This is a genomic window from Haloferax sp. KTX1, assembly GCF_902410085.1.
GTDB lineage: Archaea > Halobacteriota > Halobacteria > Halobacteriales > Haloferacaceae > Haloferax > Haloferax massiliensis.
On sequence record NZ_CABPRH010000015.1, the window covers coordinates 63,737 to 82,925 of the forward strand.

The window sequence follows — 19,189 nt, forward strand, 5'->3', positions numbered from 1 at the left end:
ACCCTCCAGAATTTGAGTGTGCCATGACAGTTTTCAAAATCGCAAGACTGCGCCGTGGTCGGTCTGTAGCGGTTCCGGACGTTATTGAGTTGCATTTGCCTTTCCTGAAAAGGCTAAAATCAGCGGAGAGAGGCTGTAACGCCCCGTAAGCCTAGGCCGGGATTTGAACCCGGGGTCTCGTCCTTACCAAGGACGCGCTTTACCGCTAAGCTACCCAGGCAGGCATTCCTTGGTTGTCCGGGTTCCTCTTTAGGGGTTTCGATTCGAATCGCCCCGGAACCGTGGTAGCGTATGTCGATTAGCGGTCCGCGGCGGAGGTGACCGCGTCGTCGCCGCCGCCGCCTCGGTAGAGGGCCGCGATGCGCTCGACGGTCCCCTCGGAGACGGTCTCGTCGGCCGGCGGGAAGTCGCCGTCGTGGGTGTCGGCCAGCCCGGCGGCGTACTCCACGAGGGCGGTCGGCGGGGCCGAGCCGACGGCCGTGGTGCCGGCGACGACGGCGAGCGTGCAGATGTTCACTTCGAGTTCGCCGTCGAGGTCCGGGCGCGCCGCCTCGTCGGCCGAGCGGCGGCGGGTCTGGTCGCGGCCGAAGGCGCGGACCGTCTCGACGGCGTGGTCGGCCGCCTCGGTTCGGGCGAGGAGGTAGAAGCCGCGCGAGACGAGCACGTCGGCCGCGAGGATGTCGAGGTCGGCGTCGGTGTCCGCCTCGGGGGAGTCGAGGTGCGTCCACGGCTCGTCGTGGGCGAGCGACCGGGTGAGCCGGAGGCCCTCGTAGATGAGTTGCACTCCGGCCGCGCGAGGGGCCATCGCGTTCAGGTCGACCTTCGGTTCGACGGCCCGCGCGCTCACGAACGTGAGCACTGCCGGCGTCAAGGAGGCGGCGTCGAGGCGTTCGTCCAGCGCCGCGCGGAGGGCCTCGGGCTCGATGTCGGAGAGGGCCTCTCGCGCGGCCTCGCGGGCTCGCACGGCGTCGTCCATCGGCCGAGACTTACGGTTGGGAGGGCAAAGACCTTTGGAAAACCACGGCACAACGGGCGTATGATACGGACGACGGACGACGGCGACCTCCGGGTCGTGACCATCGACCGCCCGGCGCGACGGAACGCCCTCAGACCGCCCGACCTCGACGCGCTCGAAGCCGCGGTCGCCGACGCCGACGTGCCGGTCGTCCTCCTCCGGGGGAGCGGTCCGGCGTTCTGCGCCGGTGCGGACCTCGACAGCGTCGCCGACCTCGACGACCCCGAGGCGTTCGCAAAACACGGCCAACGCGTCGCCGACGCCATCGAATCGGCCGACTCGGTCGTCGTGGCCGGCATCGACGGCGCGGCCCGCGGCGGCGGCGTCGAACTCGCGCTCGCCTGCGACGTTCGGGTGGCCACCCCGCGGGCGACCCTCGGCGAACCGGGCGTCCGACTCGGCCTGTTCGGCGCGTGGGGCGGCACGGTCCGCCTCCCGCGCGTCGTCGGCGAGGGGCACGCCCTCGAATTCTCGCTTTCAGGCCGCGTCGTCGACGCCGACGAAGCCCTCCGAATGGGTCTCGTCTCCCGCGTCGTCGACGACCCGCGTGCGGTCGCGGCCTCGATGGCCGACAACGACCACCGGTCGCTCCGAACCGTCAAGGAGCGACTGCGCGACCGCGGTGACCGGGACGCGCGACTCGAACGGGAAGCCGCCGGCTTCGCGGAGTTGCATCGGGCGAACGCCGACGACATCGCGGCGTCGCGAGAAAAGTGAGTGTGAGTTCTGCGGGCGGGGCCGGAAGGGCGGTTCAGCGGCCGGTCACACGTCGAGCGCCGACGGCGCGGGCGGCATCGACCGCTTGTGGGCGCTCCCCGCGACGAGGTCGACCACGCGGTCGACCTGTATCTCGGTCACGCCGAGGTGGCGGACCGTCGCGGACTTCGAGAGCGGGCCGTCCACGTGGAGCGCGAGAATCGCGTCGAGCGCGTCGTAGGTGAGTCCGAGTTCGCCCTCGTCGGTCTGGCCGGACCACATCTCGGCCGAGGGCGTCTGCAACACGAGGTCCTCCGGGACGCCGACGTGGGCGGCCAGTTGGCGGACCTGCTGTTTGTAGAGGTTCCCGATTGGGTTGCAGTCGACCGCCTGGTCGCCGTACTTCGTGAAGTAGCCGGTCATCGCCTCGGCGCGGTTGCCCGTCCCGAGCACGATGCGGTTCTCGTGGTTGGCGACGAAGTAGTTGAGCACCGCCCGCGTGCGGACGTAGACGTTGCCGGCGGCCATGCGGTCGTCGGCCGCCTCGGGGAACGCGTCGAAGAACGTCTCGGCGATGGGCTGAATCTCGACCACGTCGTACTCGATTTCCAGCATCTCGGCGACCCCCTCGGCGTCGCTCATCATGTCCTCGGCGTTCGCTACGCTCGGCATGACGAGGCCGTGGAGGTTCTCCTTCCCGAGCGCTTCGACGGCGAGGAAGGCGGTGAGCGTCGAGTCGATACCCCCGGACAGCCCGATGACGGCCCCGTCTGCGCCGGCGGCCTCGACGGTGTCTTCGATGAAGGTCGTGATGTGTTCGCGGTGCGCTTCGAGTTCCTCGTCGGAAAGCAGGAGGTCGAACGGCGCGTCCTCCGAGAGAACGTCGACGGATGTCATGGAACCCGGTTGGAACCGGGGGCCCAAATAGTCACGTGTCACGCGAAAACAATGGACGGGCGTCCAGTTTCCGCGGGGGCGTGATGGGGTGAAGCGCTACGTTCAAGTGCCCCCGCAGTCTACGAATTTTTGCTTCGGAAGGCAGTTCGAAGCGAAGCGTAGCGCGCCGATGTGTTGTCGAACGACGTGAGACAACGCGCGGGGCGAACGAATGTGAGCGCCGATGGTCCAGTGGTAGGACACGAGCTTCCCAAGCTCGGAGCCCGGGTTCAATTCCCGGTCGGCGCATTTCTACCGAGACAACGAGCGAGCAACCGCTCTGCGTGTTGCTCGTTCTTGTCGAGTGTGTATGCGGCCAAGAGGGAATAGAACGTGACCGAGGTTCTGCACGAAGTGCAGGTTCTCGGGCGTGAGTTCAATTCCCGGTCGGCGCACTTCCGGCGAGACGCTGTCTCACCGACGTACCGTTCGCTTCACTCACGGTACTCCCTCGCGGTCGTTTGCCGACCGACCTTCGCAAACCTTCGGTTTGCTCAGTTCTGGCGAGACGCTGTCTCGCCGACGTGCCGCTCGTTTCACTCGCGGCACTCCCGGTCGGCGTACAATCGGTTTTACTGACAGTTGTCCGAACGGGGGCACATGGACATCGAGACGTCCCTCCTGTCGATTCGACGCTGGCTGATGGCACTCGTGCTGTTACTCACGGTTCAGATGTACACCGACGCAGTCGGCTGGAGCGGTCAGCCGGTCCGGCTCGCGCTACTGGGCGCGGGCATCTACGTCGCCATCGCGCTGTTACTCACCTTCTTCGAAGAATAGCCCGCCGCGCCGACTCAGAAAAACAGGTTCTGCACGTCGTCGAACTCCGGTGACTCCGAGCGGAACACCGGCTCGCGGGCGGTCTGCCGAATCATCGCGTGGCGTTCGAGGGCCGAGTCGAATTCGAGAATCGCCCGCTCGATGTCGCGGGCGAGCGCGTCGATTTCGCCGTGGAGTTCGTCGTCGTCGGCCATGATACGCGTAGTTAGTCGAGGGCCGGTAAAACGGACTCGGCTGCGGGGCGTCACCGGAGCCGTCGGGTGCAGTTCCAGCAGAGGTCGAACGTGGCGTCGGCCTCGTTTTCGGCCCCGCAGTTCGGACAGATGCGCTCGCCCGTCGGCGTCGTCTGCACGCCGGCCTGCGAGCCGTCGTCGAGCGACGCCGCGATTTCGGGATGGACGTAGCGGTCCGTCCGGGCGGAGTCCCGACCGGTCCCCTCGCCCATCGTCGGCTCGCCGCCGTTGACGAGGTACCGATAGACCAAGAGCTGGAGCAGGGTCAACCCGAGGGCGTAGACGACGATCCAACCCCAGGCGTCCATCATACATTGACTTACGTTAGCATGCTATATCGGTTCTTCGGTCGAACGGGTCTACCGACGCTCTCGACGGCGGTCGCGGGCGATGCCAACGGGCGGCTTCGCGTCGAAAAGGGCTACTCGCGCCGGTGGGACTGCACCGGTCCGTCGAGGTCGCGGTCGAACTCGTCGAATACCTCGATGTCGTCTGGGAGTTCGTAGGGAATCTCGCGCTCGTCGGCGCGGCGCTCGCCGCCGGCGTCGAGCGGTTCGGCCGCGTCCTCGAAGCCGGGTTTCACCTTCACGCTCTTGGCGGGGGAGCCGACCGCGATGTGGTGGGCGGGCACGTCGCCCTGGACGACCGACCGCGCGCCGACGATGGCGTTCTCGCCGACCGAAACGCCGGCGTTGACCATCGCGTCGTAGGTGACGCGCGCGTCGTCGCCGATGGTCGTGTGGTAGTTTCGGACCTCGGTCTGGTCGACGGTGTCGTGGGAGTGGCTGTAGATGTGGGCGCTGTCGGAGATGGAGACGCGGTCGCCGATGGTGAGTTTCCCGCGGTCGTCGAGGTGGACGTCGTCGTGGATGACCGTGTTGTCGCCGACCGAGATGTTGTGCCCGTAGGAGAAGGTGACGCCCTTGAAGATGCGGAGGTTGTCGCCGGCCTCCTCGAAGAGGTGGTCGGCGAGCATCTGTCGGAACCGGAGGGCGAACGCGACGTTGTCCGCCATCGGCGTCGCGTCGAACTGCCGCCAGAGCCACTGGAGGTGCTTCGAGCGCTTGAACCGCTCGTCGTCCTTCTCGGCGTAGTACTCGGCTTCGAGCGTCGCGTTACAGGGGTCGTACCCCTGCAACCGAACCCGCGTCGCCGGCGAGACGGGCTTGCCGTTCTGCCAGCGTTCCCACGCCTCGCGGTCGCCGAACAGGTCGATGAGGGTGTCTCGCACGACCGTACAGGTGTCTTCGTCCGAGGCGAGCCGAGCGTCGACCTCGTCGATGAACGCCTGTAAGCCTTCTTCGGCGTCCGCCGGAAGCGAAACGTGGACCTTCGTCATTGCACCGTCGTAAGCCGTCGAGATTCAAAGGGATTCGGTTGTGCGAACCCCACGTCAGGCCTCCTCCGGGCAATACTGGCTGGTTCCGGGCGTTTGCGATGGGTGAAACCGAGCGTCCGCCGGGCCGGGGATTCCCAGCGTACGGGAACAAAACACACGGAATAAGTCGCCCCAATTCGTAGGGCCGGCCATGCACTACCGCGAACTCGGCACCTCCGGAATCGAAGTCAGCGAGGTCGGCTTCGGTGCGTGGGTCGTCGGGACCGACTGGTGGGGCGACCGCTCGGACGAAGACTCCATCGAGATGCTCCACCACGCCATCGAGCAGGGCATCGACTTCTTCGACACGGGTGACGTCTACGGCCACGGCCACTCCGAGGAGGTCGTCGGCGAGGCGCTTTCTGACTACCGCGACGAGGTCACCGTCGCCACCAAAATCGGCTACGACTTCTACAACAACCCGCAGGCCGGCCACGGCGAACTCCCCAAGGAGATAACCGGCGAGTGGGTCCGCGAGGCGACCGAAAAGAGCCTCGAACGCCTCGACATGGAGTACATCGACCTCCTGCAACTCCACAACGCGAACGTCGACGAGGTCACGCCCGACGTGCTCGAAGCCCTCGACGAACTGAAAGAGGAGGGCCTCATCGAGGCCACCGGCTGGGCGCTCGGCCCCTCAATCGGCTGGCTGGCCGAAGGCGACATGGCCATCGAAGAGGAGTTCGACGCGCTCCAAATCGTCTGGAACGCCTTCGAGCAGGACGTGGGCAACCACTTCCTCGACACCATCCGCGAGACCGGCTCCCCCACGAGCCTCATCGCCCGCGTGCCGCACTCCTCGGGCCTCCTGAACGAGCAGGTCCGCCCCGAGACCGAACTCGGCTCCGGCGACCACCGCGGCTTCCGCCCCGACGAGTGGTACGAGACGGGCTGGGAGAAGCTCGAAGCGCTCCGCTTCCTCGAACGCGACGGCGAGCGGACCATGGCGCAGGCGTCCATCGCCTACCTCCTCGGCTACGACGAGACCGCGGCCGTCACGCCGACGTTCCGCACGAAAGCCGACATCGACGAGTGGGCGAAGGCCTCCGACGTGCCGAAACTCACCGACGAGGAGCTGACCCGCGTCGAGGAACTGTACGCGGACAACTTCGGCATCGACCGCTTCGACGGCATGGACGCGCTCCGCTCGTCGGTCGACGGCGAGGACATCCGCGCGGCCGGTCTCGACAAGCGCGTCGCGAAAGGCGCGCGCAACGAAGCCTGATGGGTCGCCTGAAGACCCTCCTCGGCGTCACCGCGGTCGCCCACGTCGCGCTCGCGTGGCTGGTCAGTCTCGACGCCAAGAAGCGCGGCGACGACGCCGGCCGCTGGATAGCGCTGACCCTCCTCACCGGCGTTGTCGGTGCCGCGAAGTACGTCCGCGACGGCCGCTGACGACGGCGGTCCCGCGGCGACTCGGTCGCGCGTTCGCTCGTTTTGCCCGCCGTTCCGGACGCTCACGAGTCCTCCCTTCCGATATATATCTAACTTATAAGGCTACTACACCCCCGCCGTCGAACCCGACCGGTACGGTCGCCGCGGCGCGCTCGCGCCGGGGTGACGCGCACACCCGAACATGTCGAATTCAGCATCTCCTTCCCCCGAGACGCGGTCGGAGCGCGCGTACAGAACCTACCCGCTGGGCGTCCGAATCGTCGAGCACGACGACCCGGACGAGGAGGGCCGGCGCTACGGCTTCCGCGCGCCCGACCACGCGGGCCGCGAGTTCGAGGACGCCGACACGGCTGCGCTCTACGCCGACGTCTACTTCGACGTGAACGGGTTCGTCGAGGCCGGCACGGGCGACCGCGGCGTGCCGCCGGAAATCATTCAGGCGGGCCGCGACACCCTCGCGGCGTACTTCCTGACGCAACCCTACGCCGACGCCGACTGGGTGGCGTCGTTCTACGGGAAAAAGCGGGCGCGAATCGAGCGCTACGTCGCGGCCGTCCGACGGCGCGCCGAGGAGATTCGAGACGGCGTCGAGGCGCTCGAACGCGAGGGGACGCCCGTCGCGGACGACGCGTCCGTCGGAGGCCGAATGGGGACCGATATATAGTCCACACAACGCTCACCCACGGACAATATTACAATAGGTATCCAATACAAAATTAAAGGGCGGGAGAACGGAGTGGTTCGACCGCATGGTGGAGTTTACTCGGCGAACCCTCATGGCATCGTCCGTCGCCGCCGCGCTCGGAGCGAGCGTGGCAGGCGTCGGTCAGGCGGCTGACCCCGACGACCCGAACACGCCGCGCGCACCGCTCGTTCGGGGCGAACTCAAGCGCTTTTCGACGACGGCGTTCGGCGCGGAGGTGACGGGGCCGTTCGTCTTCGGCGACGGGACGCTCCTCTACAGCCTCCAGCACCCCGACCGCGAGAACCCCGCGCCCTACGACAAGGCGGCGGTCGGCTACTTCTCCGGCTTCCGGTTCTCGTTCGACGGCGAGAGCGACTTCGACGAACTCGAAACGCCCGAGACGGACGAAGAGCGGCGGACGGTCCGGTCCGCCGCCGGCGACTACGAGATTCTGGCCCGCGAGCGCGACCCCATCAACGGCGGGTCGGAACTCCTCGGCGTCCCGCAGACGCCCGACGGGACGAACATCACGAGCGACCGGTTCAGCGGGTCGAAGTACGCCGACGCGGGCTACACCCCCGACTGCAACCAGTTCGTCGCCACGGACGACGCGGGGACCGAGGGCTACCTGTTCACCAACTGGGAGGCGAGTCCGGGCAACGTCTCGCGGATTCCGCTCAGTCGGGACGGCGACGGGTCGTGGACCGCCGACCTCGAAAACGCGCTGAACCTCGCGAACACCGACGCGCTCCGCGACCTCGGCGGGACGCGAATCAACTGCTACGGCGACCTGAGCCCGTGGAACACGATGCTGTCCGCCGAGGAGAACTACGGTCACCCGCGCGTCTCGCTGACCGCGACCGTCGGCGACATCGTCGAGAAGGGGACGGGCAAAGGGCTCCGCGGCGCACACGAGTTCTGGAACCGGCCCAACCCGACCGAGATTCAGGCGGCCGTCGACGACTACTACGGCGACGAGTCGTGGTTCGTCCAGAGCTACTGGGCGGTCGCCGGCGTCGAACTCCTCGCGTACTACCTCGGCGCGGAGCCGGTCGACCAGTCCGACGACGGTAACGACCTCTCGCCCATCGGCGACGTCTACCCGAACCCGTACCGGTACGGCTACATCGTCGACGTCCGCGAACCGGCCGCCGAGACCCCCGAGCCGGTCAAGTACTACGTCATGGGCCGGGCCGCGTGGGAGTGCCCCGACGTGCAGTCCGACGAGCGGACGGTCTACCTCGCCTCCGACGGCGACAGCAAGGGCGTCTACAAGTTCGTCGCCGACGAGCCGATTCCGAGCTACGACGACCCGATGGACCTTGCCGGAACGCTCTACGCGCCGTTCGTGACGAACCGCGACGCCGCGGTCGAAGCGCCCCCTGCCGACGTGGACCTCGACTTCGAGTGGGTCGAACTCGGCCACGCGACCAACGCGGAGGTCGCGGCGTGGGTCGCGGAGTACGACGGCATCACGCAGGTCGACTACCTCGAAACCCACACGGACTGGACCGAAGGCGACGAGGTGACGGCGGAACTCCTCGAAGCCGCCGACAGGGCGGTCGTCGAAAACGGCAACCGCGACTACGTCACCGACGGGGAAATCGTCGAGTGGGCCGACCAGTACGAGACGCGCGGCCCCGGCGGCGTGGACGAGGGGCTCAGGCGCGTCCCCTTCATCGAGACCCGCGCGGCCGCCAAGGAAATCGGCGCGACCATCGAGTTCAACAAGGCCGAGGGCATCGACAGCGTCGACGGCGCTGAACCCGGCGACTACGTCTACTTCGGCATCTCCGAACTCAACGACGACATGTCGAACGACGCGGGCGACCTCCAGCTCCAGCGCGTCGACGGGGGCGTCGTCTACCGCGCGGAACTGGAGGCCGACTACGACGTCTCGACGCTCGAACCCGTCATCGTCGGCCCCGACGCGAGCGACCCCGCCGCCGTCGCCGACGACGCGCTCATCAACGTCGACAACCTCGACGTGATGGACGACGGCCGCGTGCTCTGCTGCGAGGACGCCGACCAGTTCGGCCGCTCGTACAAAAACGACTGCCTGTACGTCTACACGCCCGAAGACGGCGACCGCGGCCACGGGAACGACCCCGACGGCGACGACGCCGACAACCCGGGTCGAGGCGACGGTGACGGCAATCCGGGACGCGGGAACGGGAACAGCAGCTAACCCGCCTCGCTCGGACGCGGTTTTTTGTATTTAGAGAGACACGTTCGACCGATGGTCCTCGAACGATTCGGTTCGGTACTCTCCCGCGAGGCCCGCGTCGTCGCCCGAAACCCGCCGCTTTTGGGGGCGGTCACCGGGGCGTGGTTGATGCTCATCGCGCTGATGATGGGGCTCGAAGCGCACCTCGCAGTCGTCTGGTTTCTCGTCGTCGCGCCGGCGGTGACGGCGCTGGCGTACGGCGGGCGGCGCGTCCTGCGCCGCGTTCGCGGCGAATCCAACGGCGAGTGGACGCGGGCGTCGGACGGTTCCGGGTACGACCCGGTCGACGACGAGTCGGCCATCGAGCGACTGCGGGAGCGCTACGCCGCCGGCGACCTCTCCGACGAGGAGTTCGAGCGCCGCCTCGCCAGACTGGTCGAGACCGAAGACCTCGTCGCCGGGTCGCGGTCACGGACGCGGGCGACCGACGAGTCGGAACCGACGTTCGAGCGGAACTGAAGCCGATTCGAGACCGAAAAAGCCACAACGCTCGACCGAGTTCGGGACGACCATGCGCAGTTCACTCGTCGACATGCTCCCGGACCTCCTCGAACTCCTCGTCTTCGGCCTCGGCAGCGCGGGGCTCTCCCTCGCCGGCGCGTACATCGAGCGCTTCGCGTTCGTCACCTTCGAACAGGGCAACGTCGAGATCGCCGCGTGGGCGGTCGTGATGGGCGCGGTGGCGCTGTACTTCGCGTATCTCGTCGGCTCCGACAAGGTCCGCCCGAAGCTTCGGGACGTGCGCACCGCGCTCGCGTAGGGAAAACCGCGTTCTGATTTTCGACCGCCTCAGGCGAGGAACACGTGTCGCGGCCGGTCCGCCAGCACGTCGCGGCCCCACCGGACCGTGTCGCGGAACGCGTCGGAGCGGAAGAACTCCATCGCGTCGTCCTGCGAGCGCCACTGGCTGGCGATGAACATGTCGTCTTCGTCCTCGACGTTGACCATCAGGTCCGTGTCGAAGTGGCCGTCCATCTCTTCGAGGAGGCCGCCGACGGTGCCGAACTTCTCGACGAAGTCGCCGCGGTGTTCGGACTTGACGGTGTAGAACATCCCCATCGTGCCGAAGCCGGACTCCTCGCCGGCGCGCTCGACGATGCCGGGAAGCTCCGAGAGGAAGCCCGCGGCGGTCTCGGCGGCCGACGCCGTCTCCCAGATGGAGACGACGGCGACCCGCCCGCGCTCGTTGGCCTCGTAGACGGCCGTCTTGACGTGCGTCGGGTAGTGGTCGAAGTTGCCGCGGAGCCCCTCGACCTCCTCGAACAGCTCGTCGGCGTCGGCCTCGGAGTAGAGGACCGTCGCGTACACGTCCTCGCCGTGCGGCTTGCCGGCGTAGATGTTCAGGTCTTCGAGCTGACCGCGGATGTCCTCGTCGGCGCTCTCGTTGCCGCCGTCGTCGCCGTGGTGGTGGCCGTCGCCACCCTCGCCGTGGTGGTGGCCGTCCTCGCCATGATGATGGCCCTCGCCGTGGTGGTGGCCGTCCTCGCCATGATGTTGGCCCTCGCCGCCGTGGTGGCCGTCCTCGCCGTGGGCGTGCGTGCCGTGGTGGGACTCGTCTTCGAACTCGCTCGTCGGGACGCCGTCGCCAGCGAGGAACGCGCCGAGGTCCGACGGCGGGAAGCGCCGGCCGACGTAGAACTGGCCGAACTCGCCGTACTTCGAGGAAACCTCGTCGAAGCGCATCTCGTAGACGATGTCCTTGATGTCGGTGGGGTCGTCGCCGAACAGCGTGACGCCCCACTCGTAGTCGTCGAAGCCGACCGAGGAGGCGATGACCTGCTTGATCTTCCCGGCGTACTGCCGGCCGGTGTCGCCGTGGGTCGACATCAGCTCGCGGCGCTCGTCGAACGAGAGGTCGTACCAGTTGTGCTCTTCGCCGCGGCGCTTCGACATCGGGTAGAAGGACATGTAGGTGTCCTCGGGGATGTCGGGCTTGAGTTTGCCCTCGATGTAGCGGAGCAGTCCCGTGTCGATGTCCTCCTCGTTGCCCTCGAAGTAGTCGTCCGAGACGTAGCCGGACACCTCGGTGACGGAGACGTAGGAGGTCGGCTGTTCGGTGAACGCCGCGAGCGCGGTCCGCTCGAACTGCCGTTCGGCGCGGGAGACGTCGTCCAGCGTCGGCCGGAAGTGGACGACCACGAAGTCCGCCTTGTGGCCGAGGACGGAGAAGACGGCGGACGCGCCCGCCTCGGCGTCCTCGACCGCCTCGTGGGCGTCGAGGTACGCGACGCCCTCCTCGATTGCGCGGCGGCGCTCGTGGTCGGGCGCGTCACGCCACGCGTCCCAGTCGACGGTTCGGAAGTCGTGCAGCGCGAACCAGCCCTCGTCGGTCTGTGGGGCCTCTACCATACCGTGGCCTAGGGAGTCATCCGGTATTGAAGTTGCGAGTCGTTTTCGCGGTTCGAGAACCGTCGAGGGGTGGCGAGTCGGGACCGACCGGGCCGACCGAGGCGCTCAGCCGAGGAGCGTCGGCCCGAATATCATGAGCACGAGCGACGCGAGCATCGTGAGGCCGACGGAGGTCGTGATGGTGCGGACGACGGTGTGGGGGTCGTCGACCGGGAGCCGCGAGACGACGGCCTCGGCCGAGGTCCGCAGGATTCGACCCCCGTCGAGCGGGTAGCCGGGGATGCAGTTGAAAAGCCCCAGTTGGAGGTTAATCCACGCCGTCCAGAACAGGACGTTGGCGACGATGAAGACGCCGCCGCCGAGGAAGCCGAGCGGGCCGCCGACCTGATAGAAGTTGAGGACCTGCCCGGTGAAGCCGGGGAAGTTCGGAATCCCGAGGACGACCGACGCGAGGGGCAACAGCAGCGACACGTAGACGAGTTGGAGGGGCGAGCCGGCGAAGGCGGTCCCGAGGCCGCCGCCGTCGCCGCCGTCACCGCCGAGAAGCGAGAGGTACGTCCCCGCGGGGTACTCCTGCGTGCCGAAGTCGGTCAGGAGCAGGCCGCTCGTCCCCTGGAAGATTCTGACGCCGAGGAAGCCGTTGCCGTCCTGGTCGTTCTCGCCGAGCGTCACCTGCACCGTCTCGAAGCCGCCGTCGCGGTAGACTTCGACGGGCACCGTCTGGTCGGGGTCGGTCCGGTCGAGCGCCTGCTGAAGCTCCGTCGAGGACGTGATTCGCTCGCCGTCGAACGACGAGACGATGAGGGGTTGGGTCGTTCCCGTGGCGTTGTACAGCGGGCCGTTCTCGGAAACCACCGTGATGTAGGCACCGACCGGGATGGTGCGCTCGCCGGCGGAGGTGTCGAGGCGGGCGAACCGCGAGTCGCCGACGGCCGACTCGAAGTCGGCGCGCGTGGAGACGGCGGTCCCGTTGACCGCGGTCACGCGAATCGGGTCGCTGCCGGACTCGACGGTCAGGTTCGCCGGGTTGCCGGCGACGGAGCCGGCGACGACGAGTTCGCGCGTGACCGAGACGGTCCGCTCGCCGTCGAGTTCGACCGACACCGTCCCCGCGTCCGTGCCGAGGAGCGCGGCGTCGAGTTCCCGCGTCGTGTTGACCGGCGTGCCCTCGATGGCGGTCACGCGGTCGCCGCCCGAGATGCCCGCCGCGTCGGCCGGCGACCCGGCGTACGCGCCGGAGACGGCGACGCCCGGCGCGACCGAGATAGAGCCGATGACCGGGCCGAAAAGCAGGGCGAACGCGACGAGCGTGACGGCGAAGTTGTTCGTCACGCCGGCGGCGAACATCCGCGACTTACCGCCGCGGTCGGCGCGGCGCTGGCTCTCCTCGGAGGGTTCGACGAACGCCCCCACGGGGAGTATCGTCAGGAGAACGACGCCCATCGACTCCACGTCGATGCCCTCGACGCGGCTGAGGACGCCGTGGCCGCCCTCGTGGACGACGAGGCCGACGAGGAGGCCGAAGAGGATTTCCGGCGCGACCGAAAGCGGGAGGAAGTCGTTGACGCCGGGGATGACGAGGAAGTTCTGCGGCTGGTTCACCTGCGTCGGGGCGGGCGGGTTCTGGAGGATGACGACCGCCTGATAGACGAGGAGGACGAACGTCCCGACCATGATGACGAGGGCGATACCGAGGCCGATGTTACTCCACGCCCGCCAGAACCGCTTGGGGGCGGCGATTCTGTCGAGGAGTTCGCGGCCGCGACGGGTGTGAACCGTCGTGAGGGGACCCTGGACGCGGACGTACTCGGGGAGGATACCACGAGCACGCAACAGCGCCGCGAGGAGAGAGTAGGCGATGAAGCCGGCGAGAACCCAAAGCAGCGTGTTCATCGCCCGAAGGGAAGCGGCGCGCGCCAAAAGGCGTTCGGGTTACGATTCCACCGTTCGGGTCACGGTACCGCGTTCGACGAGCGCGAGCGCCGACCCGGCCCGCGACCGAGAGTCGGTTACTCGTCGTCGTCGTCGCCGGGCGACTCGATTTCGACTTCGACCGCGCCGTCGTCGTCCGCGTCGGTCTCCCCGTCGCTCGCATCGGCAGTCTCGTCTGCCTCGTCCGTCTCGTCGTCGGAGGCGGCGTCGTCCGTTTCCTCCTCGGGGTCGCGTTCGACGGTGACCGTGGCGTCCTCGTCGTCGGTCGCGTCGTCCGCGCCGGTCTCCTCGTCGGCCGCCGTCTCGCCCTCGGCGGGGTCGTCGGCGAGCGCGATGTCGGTGAAGGAGTCGCCGGACGACGAGCGAAGCCGAGAGACGGCGTAGGCGACGCCCACGAGGAGCAACGCGACGAGGAGCAGACGGCCCCACGAGCGGCCGCCCGAGGAGCCGTCGTCGACGGACGCCTGTTCGGAGTCGGCGTCGAACTCCTCCAGTTCGACGTCGAATTCGTCTTGCGATTCCTCCACGGACCGGATGAAGTCAATGAGAGACATGTGAACTGTGATGCGGCGAGGCCGCGGTAGGCGTCGTTCGCGGGGGAACGAGCCCGTCTCACCGTACGCGCGTCGGGGACATAAGTCGTCCCCCAGAAGGGTTTTAGCCACCCCGGCGACGAACGGGAACCGTGTTCGACAGTTCCCGCTACGAGGTCCGACAGAAGGTGTCCATCAGCAACAAGTACGTCGTCTACGAGGGCGACGACCCCGTCCTCTCGGCGAAGCAAAAGAAGTTCAAACTGAAAGAGGACTTCCGGCTGAACGACCACGACACCGGCGAGGAGCGGTTCCGCGTCAAGGCCGACAGCGTCCTCGACGTGTCGGCGGCCTACGACGTCGTCGACAGTCGGACCGGCGAGCGCGTCGGCGCGGTCAAACGCGGCGCGTTCTCGTTCGCCAGACACACCTACCAACTGCTCGGCCCCGACGGCTCGGTCGCGGGGCGAATCGTCGAGGACAGCGTCCCGATGGCGGTCGCCAGACGGCTCGTCACGACGCTCATCCCGTTTTCCTACCGTATCGAGGACGCGACAGGAGCGTCGGTCGGCGCGGTGGATGGGCAGTTCTCGCTCCGGGACAGGTACACCGTCGACGTGGACCGCGAGCGAATCGACCCGCGACTCGCCGTCGTCGGCGCGGTCGTCATAGACGCCATCGAGGAGAACTGACGGTCCGGTGAGGGCGACGGCGAGGGACGAGGTGTCAGTCCTCGCGGCGGAGTCGCGCGACGACGAAGTCGCGCTCTAGCTCGCCGAGGAACTCGCCGAGTCGCGGTCCCTGTTCGGCGTCGAAAAACAGGCGGTAGCCGGCGGCGAAGAAGTCGCCCATCTCGATGTCGCGGCGGCGCGCCGTCTCGTAGATTTCGCCCTGAATCGCCTCGCCGTCGTGGTTCTCCTCGACGAAGTCCGCCAGTTCGTCGAGCGCGGCCTCGACCGCGGGGTCGAAGTCGAACGCGGGGAGGTCGACCTGCAGGCGGTAGTTGTACTGGTTGTCCATCTTCTCGGCCCAGCGGCGGGCGCGTTCGACCCGGCCGAGCGCCTCCTCGACCGCCTCGTCGGGCGTGTCCTCGTCGAAGAAGCCCTCGTTGCGGGCCATCTTGACGCGCAGGTCCTCGTCGTCGGTCATGCCGAGGACGGCCGCGAACGTGTACGGGAGCCGAACCCGGTCCTCGCGCACCTCGTCGACGACGAACGGGTAGGCGCGCTCGGCGAAGCGGGTCAGGCTCTCGTCGTCGACCTCGCCGAAGTAGGCGCGCTCGAAGCGGTCGAAGTCGTCGACGAGCTGGTCGAGCCGCGCGAGGTCGAGATCGCGGGCCTTCCGCGGGTTGAGCGCGAAGAAGTACCGGAGCACCTCGGGTTCGAGCAGGTCGAGCATCTCCGCGACGGTGACGATGTTGCCGGCGGACGACGACAGCGCCTCGCCGTTGAGCGTGAACCACTCGTACACCATCGGCACCGGCGGCTCGATTCCGAGGACGTTCTCGGCGATGTCCTTGCCGGAGGGCCACGAGCCCTCGGCGTGGTCCTTGCCGAACGGCTCGAAGTCGACGCCGAGGACCTGCCACTGGCCGGGCCACTCGAAGCGCCACGGGAGCTTGCCCTCGCGGAACGTCGCGGTCCCCTCGTGGCCGCAGCCGTCGATGGTGTTGTCGCCGACGGTCATATCGGTGCAGACGTAGTCGACGGTGCCGGCGTCGAGGTCGATGTCCGTGACCGTCTCCGTGATTTTGCCGCACTCGGCGCAGACGGGGTTGAAGGGGACGTAATCCTCGTCGACCTTCGACTGGTACTCGCCGAGCACCTCGCGCGCGGTGTCGGCGTGTTCGAGGACGTGTTCGACCACGGGGTCGAAGTCGCCGCTGTCGTACAGTTCGGTGTTGGAAATCATCTCCACCGGGACGCCGAGGCGGTCGGCGTCGGCCTTCAGGAGCGCCGCGAAGTGCGCCGCGTACGACTCGGCCTCGCCGAACGGGTCCGGAATCGACGTGTACGGCTTGCCGAGGTTGCGGCCGAGCGCGCCGGCGTCGACCTCGCCGAGACCGACGATGTTGCCGTCCGCGTCGGCGAGCTTTCGCGGGAGCTTCCGGAGGGGGTCCTTGTCGTCGCTGGTGAACACCTGCCGGACCTCGTGGCCGCGCTCGCGGAGCACCTCGGCGACGAAGTAGCCGCGCATGATCTCGTTGAAGTTGCCGAGGTGGGCCACGCCCGAGGGGGAGACGCCGCCCTTGACGACGACCGGCTCGTCGGGGTCGCGGGCCTCGATTTCGTCGGCGACCTCGTCGGCCCAGAAGCCGTGGTGAGCGGCGTCCGCGTCGCCGTCGGCGTCGGTCGCGTCCGCGGCGGGAGCGTCGTCGCGAGAGGGGTCGTTCGTCGCCATCTCAGGGTGCCCAGTAGGTCGGTTCGTCGCCGCCCTCGGGGATGATGTCGGTGCCCGTGTGCTCGCCGCGGAGGACCGCCGGCGTGATGCGGTCGGGGTCCGTGCCGTCGAGGACGATTGTGCGCATCTTCGCGCGCTCGATGAGCTTCGCGGCGAGGAGGTCGACCGGGGCGGACGAGCCGGCGTTCATCTCGATGTCGCCGATGACGTCGACGAGTTCCGCGGCGGCCATCTCCTCGAACTTCGTCGCGTCGGGGTCGGTGTTCGGGTCGGCGCTGAACACGCCGTCGACGCTGGTCGCGTAGACGAGCAGGTCGGCGTCGACGTACTCGGCGAGCGCGGCCGCGACGGCGTCGGTGGTCTGGCCGGGCATGACGCCGCCCATCACCGAGATGTCGCCGCGCCGGATGGCGTCGCCGGCGTCCTCGTAGTCGTGGGCGACCTTGGGGTCGACCTGCGAGCCGAGCGCCGCGATGAGCAGGCGGGCGTTGATTCTGGTCACGTCGATGCCTATCTGGTCGAGTTGGACCTCGTTCGCGCCGAGGTCGCGGGCGGCACCGATGTAGTCGCGGGCGACGCCGCCGCCGCCGACGACCGCACCGATTTCGCACCCGTCCCGCGCGAGCGTTTCGACGACGGAGGCGTGACCCTCCACGCGTCGGGCGTCGAGGTCCGGCGCGAGCACGCTTCCGCCGATGGAGATGACGACTCTCATTGCACACGGGTATCCGGGAGCGCATCTTAAGGGTTGTCAACTGCGAGACGCCCGTGTCGGGGGCTTTAAACCACTCTCGCGGCGACTACGAGTATGCGACTCGTCACCGTGGAGACGGTTACGCTCGTCGTCGTCGGGTGGGTGCTCGCTCTCGGCGCGATGCTCGTCCGCCACCGCCGCGGCGAGGTCGACCGCAGAACCGTCTTCAACTGGGCGTTGGTGGCCTGTTTTTCGGTCGGCTGGGCGCTCTGGCAGTTCGACACGCTACCCGCGACGGCCGACACGCCCGTCGGTGCGGCGGCCCCGTGGCTGGCGACGCTCCTCGGCCTCGTCGGCGCGGCCGTCGCCGTCCACCTCTACCGAACCCGCCCGCGCCCCGAGGCGCGGGAATCGGAGCCGACACCCGAGTCCGACGAGGCCGGCACGGAGCAATCTTAAACCGGCGCGGGCCGTCCTTCGGGTATGCACGTCCTCGGAATCGTCGGCGCGGGCGCGACGGCGCTCTGCGACCGACTCGCCGCGCAGTTGGACGGCCGCGTCGCCACCGTGGAATCGCTCCCCGAGAGCGCGACCGAACCGGAATCGACAGACTGCGTCGCCGCCGCGTACGGGCTCTCGCCGGACGGGAACTGGGTCGGCACCGGCGACGACCGCGGCCTCGATGGCCTCCTCGACGACCTCTCGGCGGCGTACGACTACGCGCTCCTCTCGGGGTTCCCCGACGCGCGCGTCCCGACCGTCGCGGTCGCCGGTGCCGACGCCGCGAACGTCGTCGCGGAGGCCGAAACGGGGGAATCAGCTGACGTGGCGTCCCTCGCCGCCGAAATCGACTCGCGCGAACCGCACGTCACGCTCGAAACGCTGGTCGAGCGCGCGAAGGCCGACCCGCTCGAAGTGTACGCCGGCGCGATTGCGACGTTCACCGGGCGGGTGCGCGCGAAGGAGTCCGAGGGCGACGACCCGACGCTCAGCCTCGAATTCGAGAAGTACGACGGGGTGGCGGAGTCGAAGATGGCCGCGATATCTGAGGAGTTGGAAGAGCGCGACGGCGTTCTCCGCGTCCTCATGCACCACCGGGTGGGCGTCGTCGGCGACGGCGACGACATCGTGTTCGTCGTCGTCCTCGCGGGACACCGCCGAGAGGCGTTCCGGACGGTCGAAGACGGAATCGACCGCCTGAAAGACGAGGTCCCGATATTCAAGAAGGAGACGACCACCGACGAGGAGTTCTGGGTCCACGACCGCTGAGGCGGGGCGGATTATCCACGATACGCGGATAGTCGCGACGACGGGGGAATCGGCCGATATTGCGGCAGCTATTTCCGCAAAATGGGGCGTCAGACGGAGTGAAACGGCGCGTATTCGACCCAATGTATTCAAAATATTATTTCTAGAAAGAATCTCTCAAAATCGGTTCTAAAAAATCTAAGACGATCTCAAAGATTCCTAAAACGAACCCTTTTGGTCGATTCAGGCTGAAAGCGGCCGAACTAATTCTAACGGACCTTCCTTTATAACAGGTGATGGGTCGATAGGTGGAAGTGAGGTGTACCAGATGAGCGCAACAGTACCCCCCTCCACCGACAGTAGCTCCAAGGAAGACCGCCTCAAGCAGTACCTGCTCGACCGTGCGAAAGACGGCGAGATGTACTTCAAGAGCAAATTCATCGCCGACGACGTCGGCCTGTCTCCCAAGGAAATCGGCGCCCTGATGGTCAAGCTCCGCGACTCCGCGACCGAGCTGACCATCGAGAAGTGGTCGTACACGAGCGCGACCACGTGGCGCGTCGAGACCGCCTGAGAGCACGCACCGCCCGCCCCGACCGACGCCAGCGTCGAGACGAGGCGCACCGCCCGGTCCCCGGACGAACTGACCCCGACCCCGTGACGGCCCGCGACCCCGCGAGAGCCCCGC

General features: G+C 67.7%; 22 protein-coding genes and 2 tRNA genes. 13 read left to right on the forward strand and 11 right to left on the reverse strand.

Annotation, left to right across the window (positions count from 1 at the left end; all coding sequences use genetic code 11):
- Positions 1-148: 148 nt before the first annotated feature.
- Positions 149-220: transfer RNA gene (locus FY251_RS18450), tRNA-Thr, on the reverse strand.
- A gap of 78 nt (positions 221-298) precedes the next feature.
- Positions 299-976, reverse strand: a complete 678-nt coding sequence (locus FY251_RS18455) for a hypothetical protein (protein WP_089776916.1) — start codon at positions 974-976, stop codon at positions 299-301.
- A 60-nt stretch (positions 977-1,036) separates the two neighbouring features.
- Here FY251_RS18455 and FY251_RS18460 point away from each other — a divergent pair, with 60 nt between their 5' ends.
- The gene (locus tag FY251_RS18460) at positions 1,037-1,732 is read left to right on the forward strand and encodes an enoyl-CoA hydratase/isomerase family protein (protein ID WP_148416494.1); all 696 of its coding nucleotides are present in this window, start codon (positions 1,037-1,039) and stop codon (positions 1,730-1,732) included.
- 45 nt (positions 1,733-1,777) lie between these two features.
- On the opposite strand, the gene FY251_RS18465 is transcribed toward FY251_RS18460, so the two are convergent.
- Complete coding sequence (locus FY251_RS18465) at positions 1,778-2,608, reverse strand: NAD+ synthase (RefSeq protein ID WP_148416495.1); 831 nt, start codon at positions 2,606-2,608, stop codon at positions 1,778-1,780.
- Between the two features lie 217 nt (positions 2,609-2,825).
- Here FY251_RS18465 and FY251_RS18470 point away from each other — a divergent pair.
- A tRNA-Gly gene (locus FY251_RS18470) sits at positions 2,826-2,896 on the forward strand.
- A gap of 351 nt (positions 2,897-3,247) precedes the next feature.
- Complete coding sequence (locus FY251_RS18475) at positions 3,248-3,427, forward strand: hypothetical protein (protein WP_148416496.1); 180 nt, start codon at positions 3,248-3,250, stop codon at positions 3,425-3,427.
- Positions 3,428-3,441: 14 nt separating this feature from the next.
- Here the strand turns inward: FY251_RS18475 and FY251_RS18480 are convergent, their stop codons facing one another.
- The 3 genes from FY251_RS18480 to FY251_RS18490 all read right to left on the reverse strand — a co-directional run bounded on the left by FY251_RS18480 (position 3,442) and on the right by FY251_RS18490 (position 4,999).
- On the reverse strand, positions 3,442-3,621 hold the full coding sequence (locus FY251_RS18480; protein ID WP_004041759.1) for a hypothetical protein: 180 nt from the start codon (positions 3,619-3,621) through the stop codon (positions 3,442-3,444).
- A 50-nt stretch (positions 3,622-3,671) separates the two neighbouring features.
- Positions 3,672-3,968, reverse strand: a complete 297-nt coding sequence (locus FY251_RS18485; protein WP_148416497.1) for a zinc ribbon domain-containing protein — start codon at positions 3,966-3,968, stop codon at positions 3,672-3,674.
- A 113-nt stretch (positions 3,969-4,081) separates the two neighbouring features.
- Positions 4,082-4,999: an acyltransferase gene (locus tag FY251_RS18490; protein ID WP_148416498.1), complete on the reverse strand. Its 918-nt coding sequence runs from the start codon at positions 4,997-4,999 to the stop codon at positions 4,082-4,084.
- Positions 5,000-5,189: 190 nt separating this feature from the next.
- Here FY251_RS18490 and FY251_RS18495 point away from each other — a divergent pair, with 190 nt between their 5' ends.
- The 6 genes from FY251_RS18495 to FY251_RS18515 all read left to right on the forward strand — a co-directional run bounded on the left by FY251_RS18495 (position 5,190) and on the right by FY251_RS18515 (position 10,105).
- Complete coding sequence (locus FY251_RS18495) at positions 5,190-6,263, forward strand: aldo/keto reductase (RefSeq protein ID WP_148416499.1); 1,074 nt, start codon at positions 5,190-5,192, stop codon at positions 6,261-6,263.
- Positions 6,263-6,433 (forward strand): hypothetical protein, encoded by a 171-nt coding sequence (locus tag FY251_RS22685; protein WP_006601108.1) that lies wholly within the window; start codon positions 6,263-6,265, stop codon positions 6,431-6,433. The genes FY251_RS18495 and FY251_RS22685 overlap by 1 nt, the downstream gene beginning before the upstream one ends.
- A 181-nt stretch (positions 6,434-6,614) precedes the next feature.
- On the forward strand, positions 6,615-7,097 hold the full coding sequence (locus FY251_RS18500) for a hypothetical protein (protein ID WP_148416500.1): 483 nt from the start codon (positions 6,615-6,617) through the stop codon (positions 7,095-7,097).
- A gap of 85 nt (positions 7,098-7,182) precedes the next feature.
- The gene (locus FY251_RS18505; protein ID WP_148416501.1) at positions 7,183-9,306 is read left to right on the forward strand and encodes an alkaline phosphatase PhoX; all 2,124 of its coding nucleotides are present in this window, start codon (positions 7,183-7,185) and stop codon (positions 9,304-9,306) included.
- 51 nt (positions 9,307-9,357) lie between these two features.
- The gene (locus tag FY251_RS18510) at positions 9,358-9,804 is read left to right on the forward strand and encodes an SHOCT domain-containing protein (protein WP_148416502.1); all 447 of its coding nucleotides are present in this window, start codon (positions 9,358-9,360) and stop codon (positions 9,802-9,804) included.
- Between the two features lie 52 nt (positions 9,805-9,856).
- Complete coding sequence (locus tag FY251_RS18515; protein ID WP_148416503.1) at positions 9,857-10,105, forward strand: hypothetical protein; 249 nt, start codon at positions 9,857-9,859, stop codon at positions 10,103-10,105.
- A gap of 29 nt (positions 10,106-10,134) precedes the next feature.
- On the opposite strand, the gene FY251_RS18520 is transcribed toward FY251_RS18515, so the two are convergent.
- The 3 genes from FY251_RS18520 to FY251_RS18530 all read right to left on the reverse strand — a co-directional run bounded on the left by FY251_RS18520 (position 10,135) and on the right by FY251_RS18530 (position 14,180).
- Positions 10,135-11,694, reverse strand: a complete 1,560-nt coding sequence (locus FY251_RS18520; protein ID WP_148416504.1) for a heme-binding protein — start codon at positions 11,692-11,694, stop codon at positions 10,135-10,137.
- A 105-nt stretch (positions 11,695-11,799) separates the two neighbouring features.
- Complete coding sequence (locus tag FY251_RS18525; RefSeq protein WP_148416505.1) at positions 11,800-13,587, reverse strand: site-2 protease family protein; 1,788 nt, start codon at positions 13,585-13,587, stop codon at positions 11,800-11,802.
- 116 nt (positions 13,588-13,703) lie between these two features.
- The gene (locus FY251_RS18530) at positions 13,704-14,180 is read right to left on the reverse strand and encodes a hypothetical protein (protein ID WP_148416506.1); all 477 of its coding nucleotides are present in this window, start codon (positions 14,178-14,180) and stop codon (positions 13,704-13,706) included.
- A 131-nt stretch (positions 14,181-14,311) separates the two neighbouring features.
- Between FY251_RS18530 and FY251_RS18535 the strand changes: the two genes are divergently transcribed.
- The gene (locus tag FY251_RS18535) at positions 14,312-14,851 is read left to right on the forward strand and encodes a hypothetical protein (protein WP_148416507.1); all 540 of its coding nucleotides are present in this window, start codon (positions 14,312-14,314) and stop codon (positions 14,849-14,851) included.
- A 34-nt stretch (positions 14,852-14,885) separates the two neighbouring features.
- Here the strand turns inward: FY251_RS18535 and lysS are convergent, their stop codons facing one another.
- On the reverse strand, positions 14,886-16,559 hold the full coding sequence (gene lysS / locus FY251_RS18540; protein WP_148416508.1) for a lysine--tRNA ligase: 1,674 nt from the start codon (positions 16,557-16,559) through the stop codon (positions 14,886-14,888).
- Between the two features lies 1 nt (position 16,560).
- A complete protein-coding gene (gene pyrH / locus FY251_RS18545; RefSeq protein WP_148416509.1) occupies positions 16,561-17,274 on the reverse strand; it encodes a UMP kinase in 714 nt (237 codons plus the stop codon).
- A 93-nt stretch (positions 17,275-17,367) separates the two neighbouring features.
- Between pyrH and FY251_RS18550 the strand changes: the two genes are divergently transcribed.
- The 3 genes from FY251_RS18550 (at position 17,368) to FY251_RS18560 (ending at position 19,075) form a co-directional block, all read left to right on the forward strand.
- Complete coding sequence (locus FY251_RS18550) at positions 17,368-17,712, forward strand: hypothetical protein (RefSeq protein WP_148416510.1); 345 nt, start codon at positions 17,368-17,370, stop codon at positions 17,710-17,712.
- Positions 17,713-17,736: 24 nt separating this feature from the next.
- Positions 17,737-18,522, forward strand: a complete 786-nt coding sequence (locus FY251_RS18555; RefSeq protein ID WP_148416511.1) for a molybdopterin synthase — start codon at positions 17,737-17,739, stop codon at positions 18,520-18,522.
- Between the two features lie 307 nt (positions 18,523-18,829).
- On the forward strand, positions 18,830-19,075 hold the full coding sequence (locus FY251_RS18560) for a hypothetical protein (protein ID WP_049920675.1): 246 nt from the start codon (positions 18,830-18,832) through the stop codon (positions 19,073-19,075).
- Positions 19,076-19,189 lie beyond the last annotated feature (114 nt).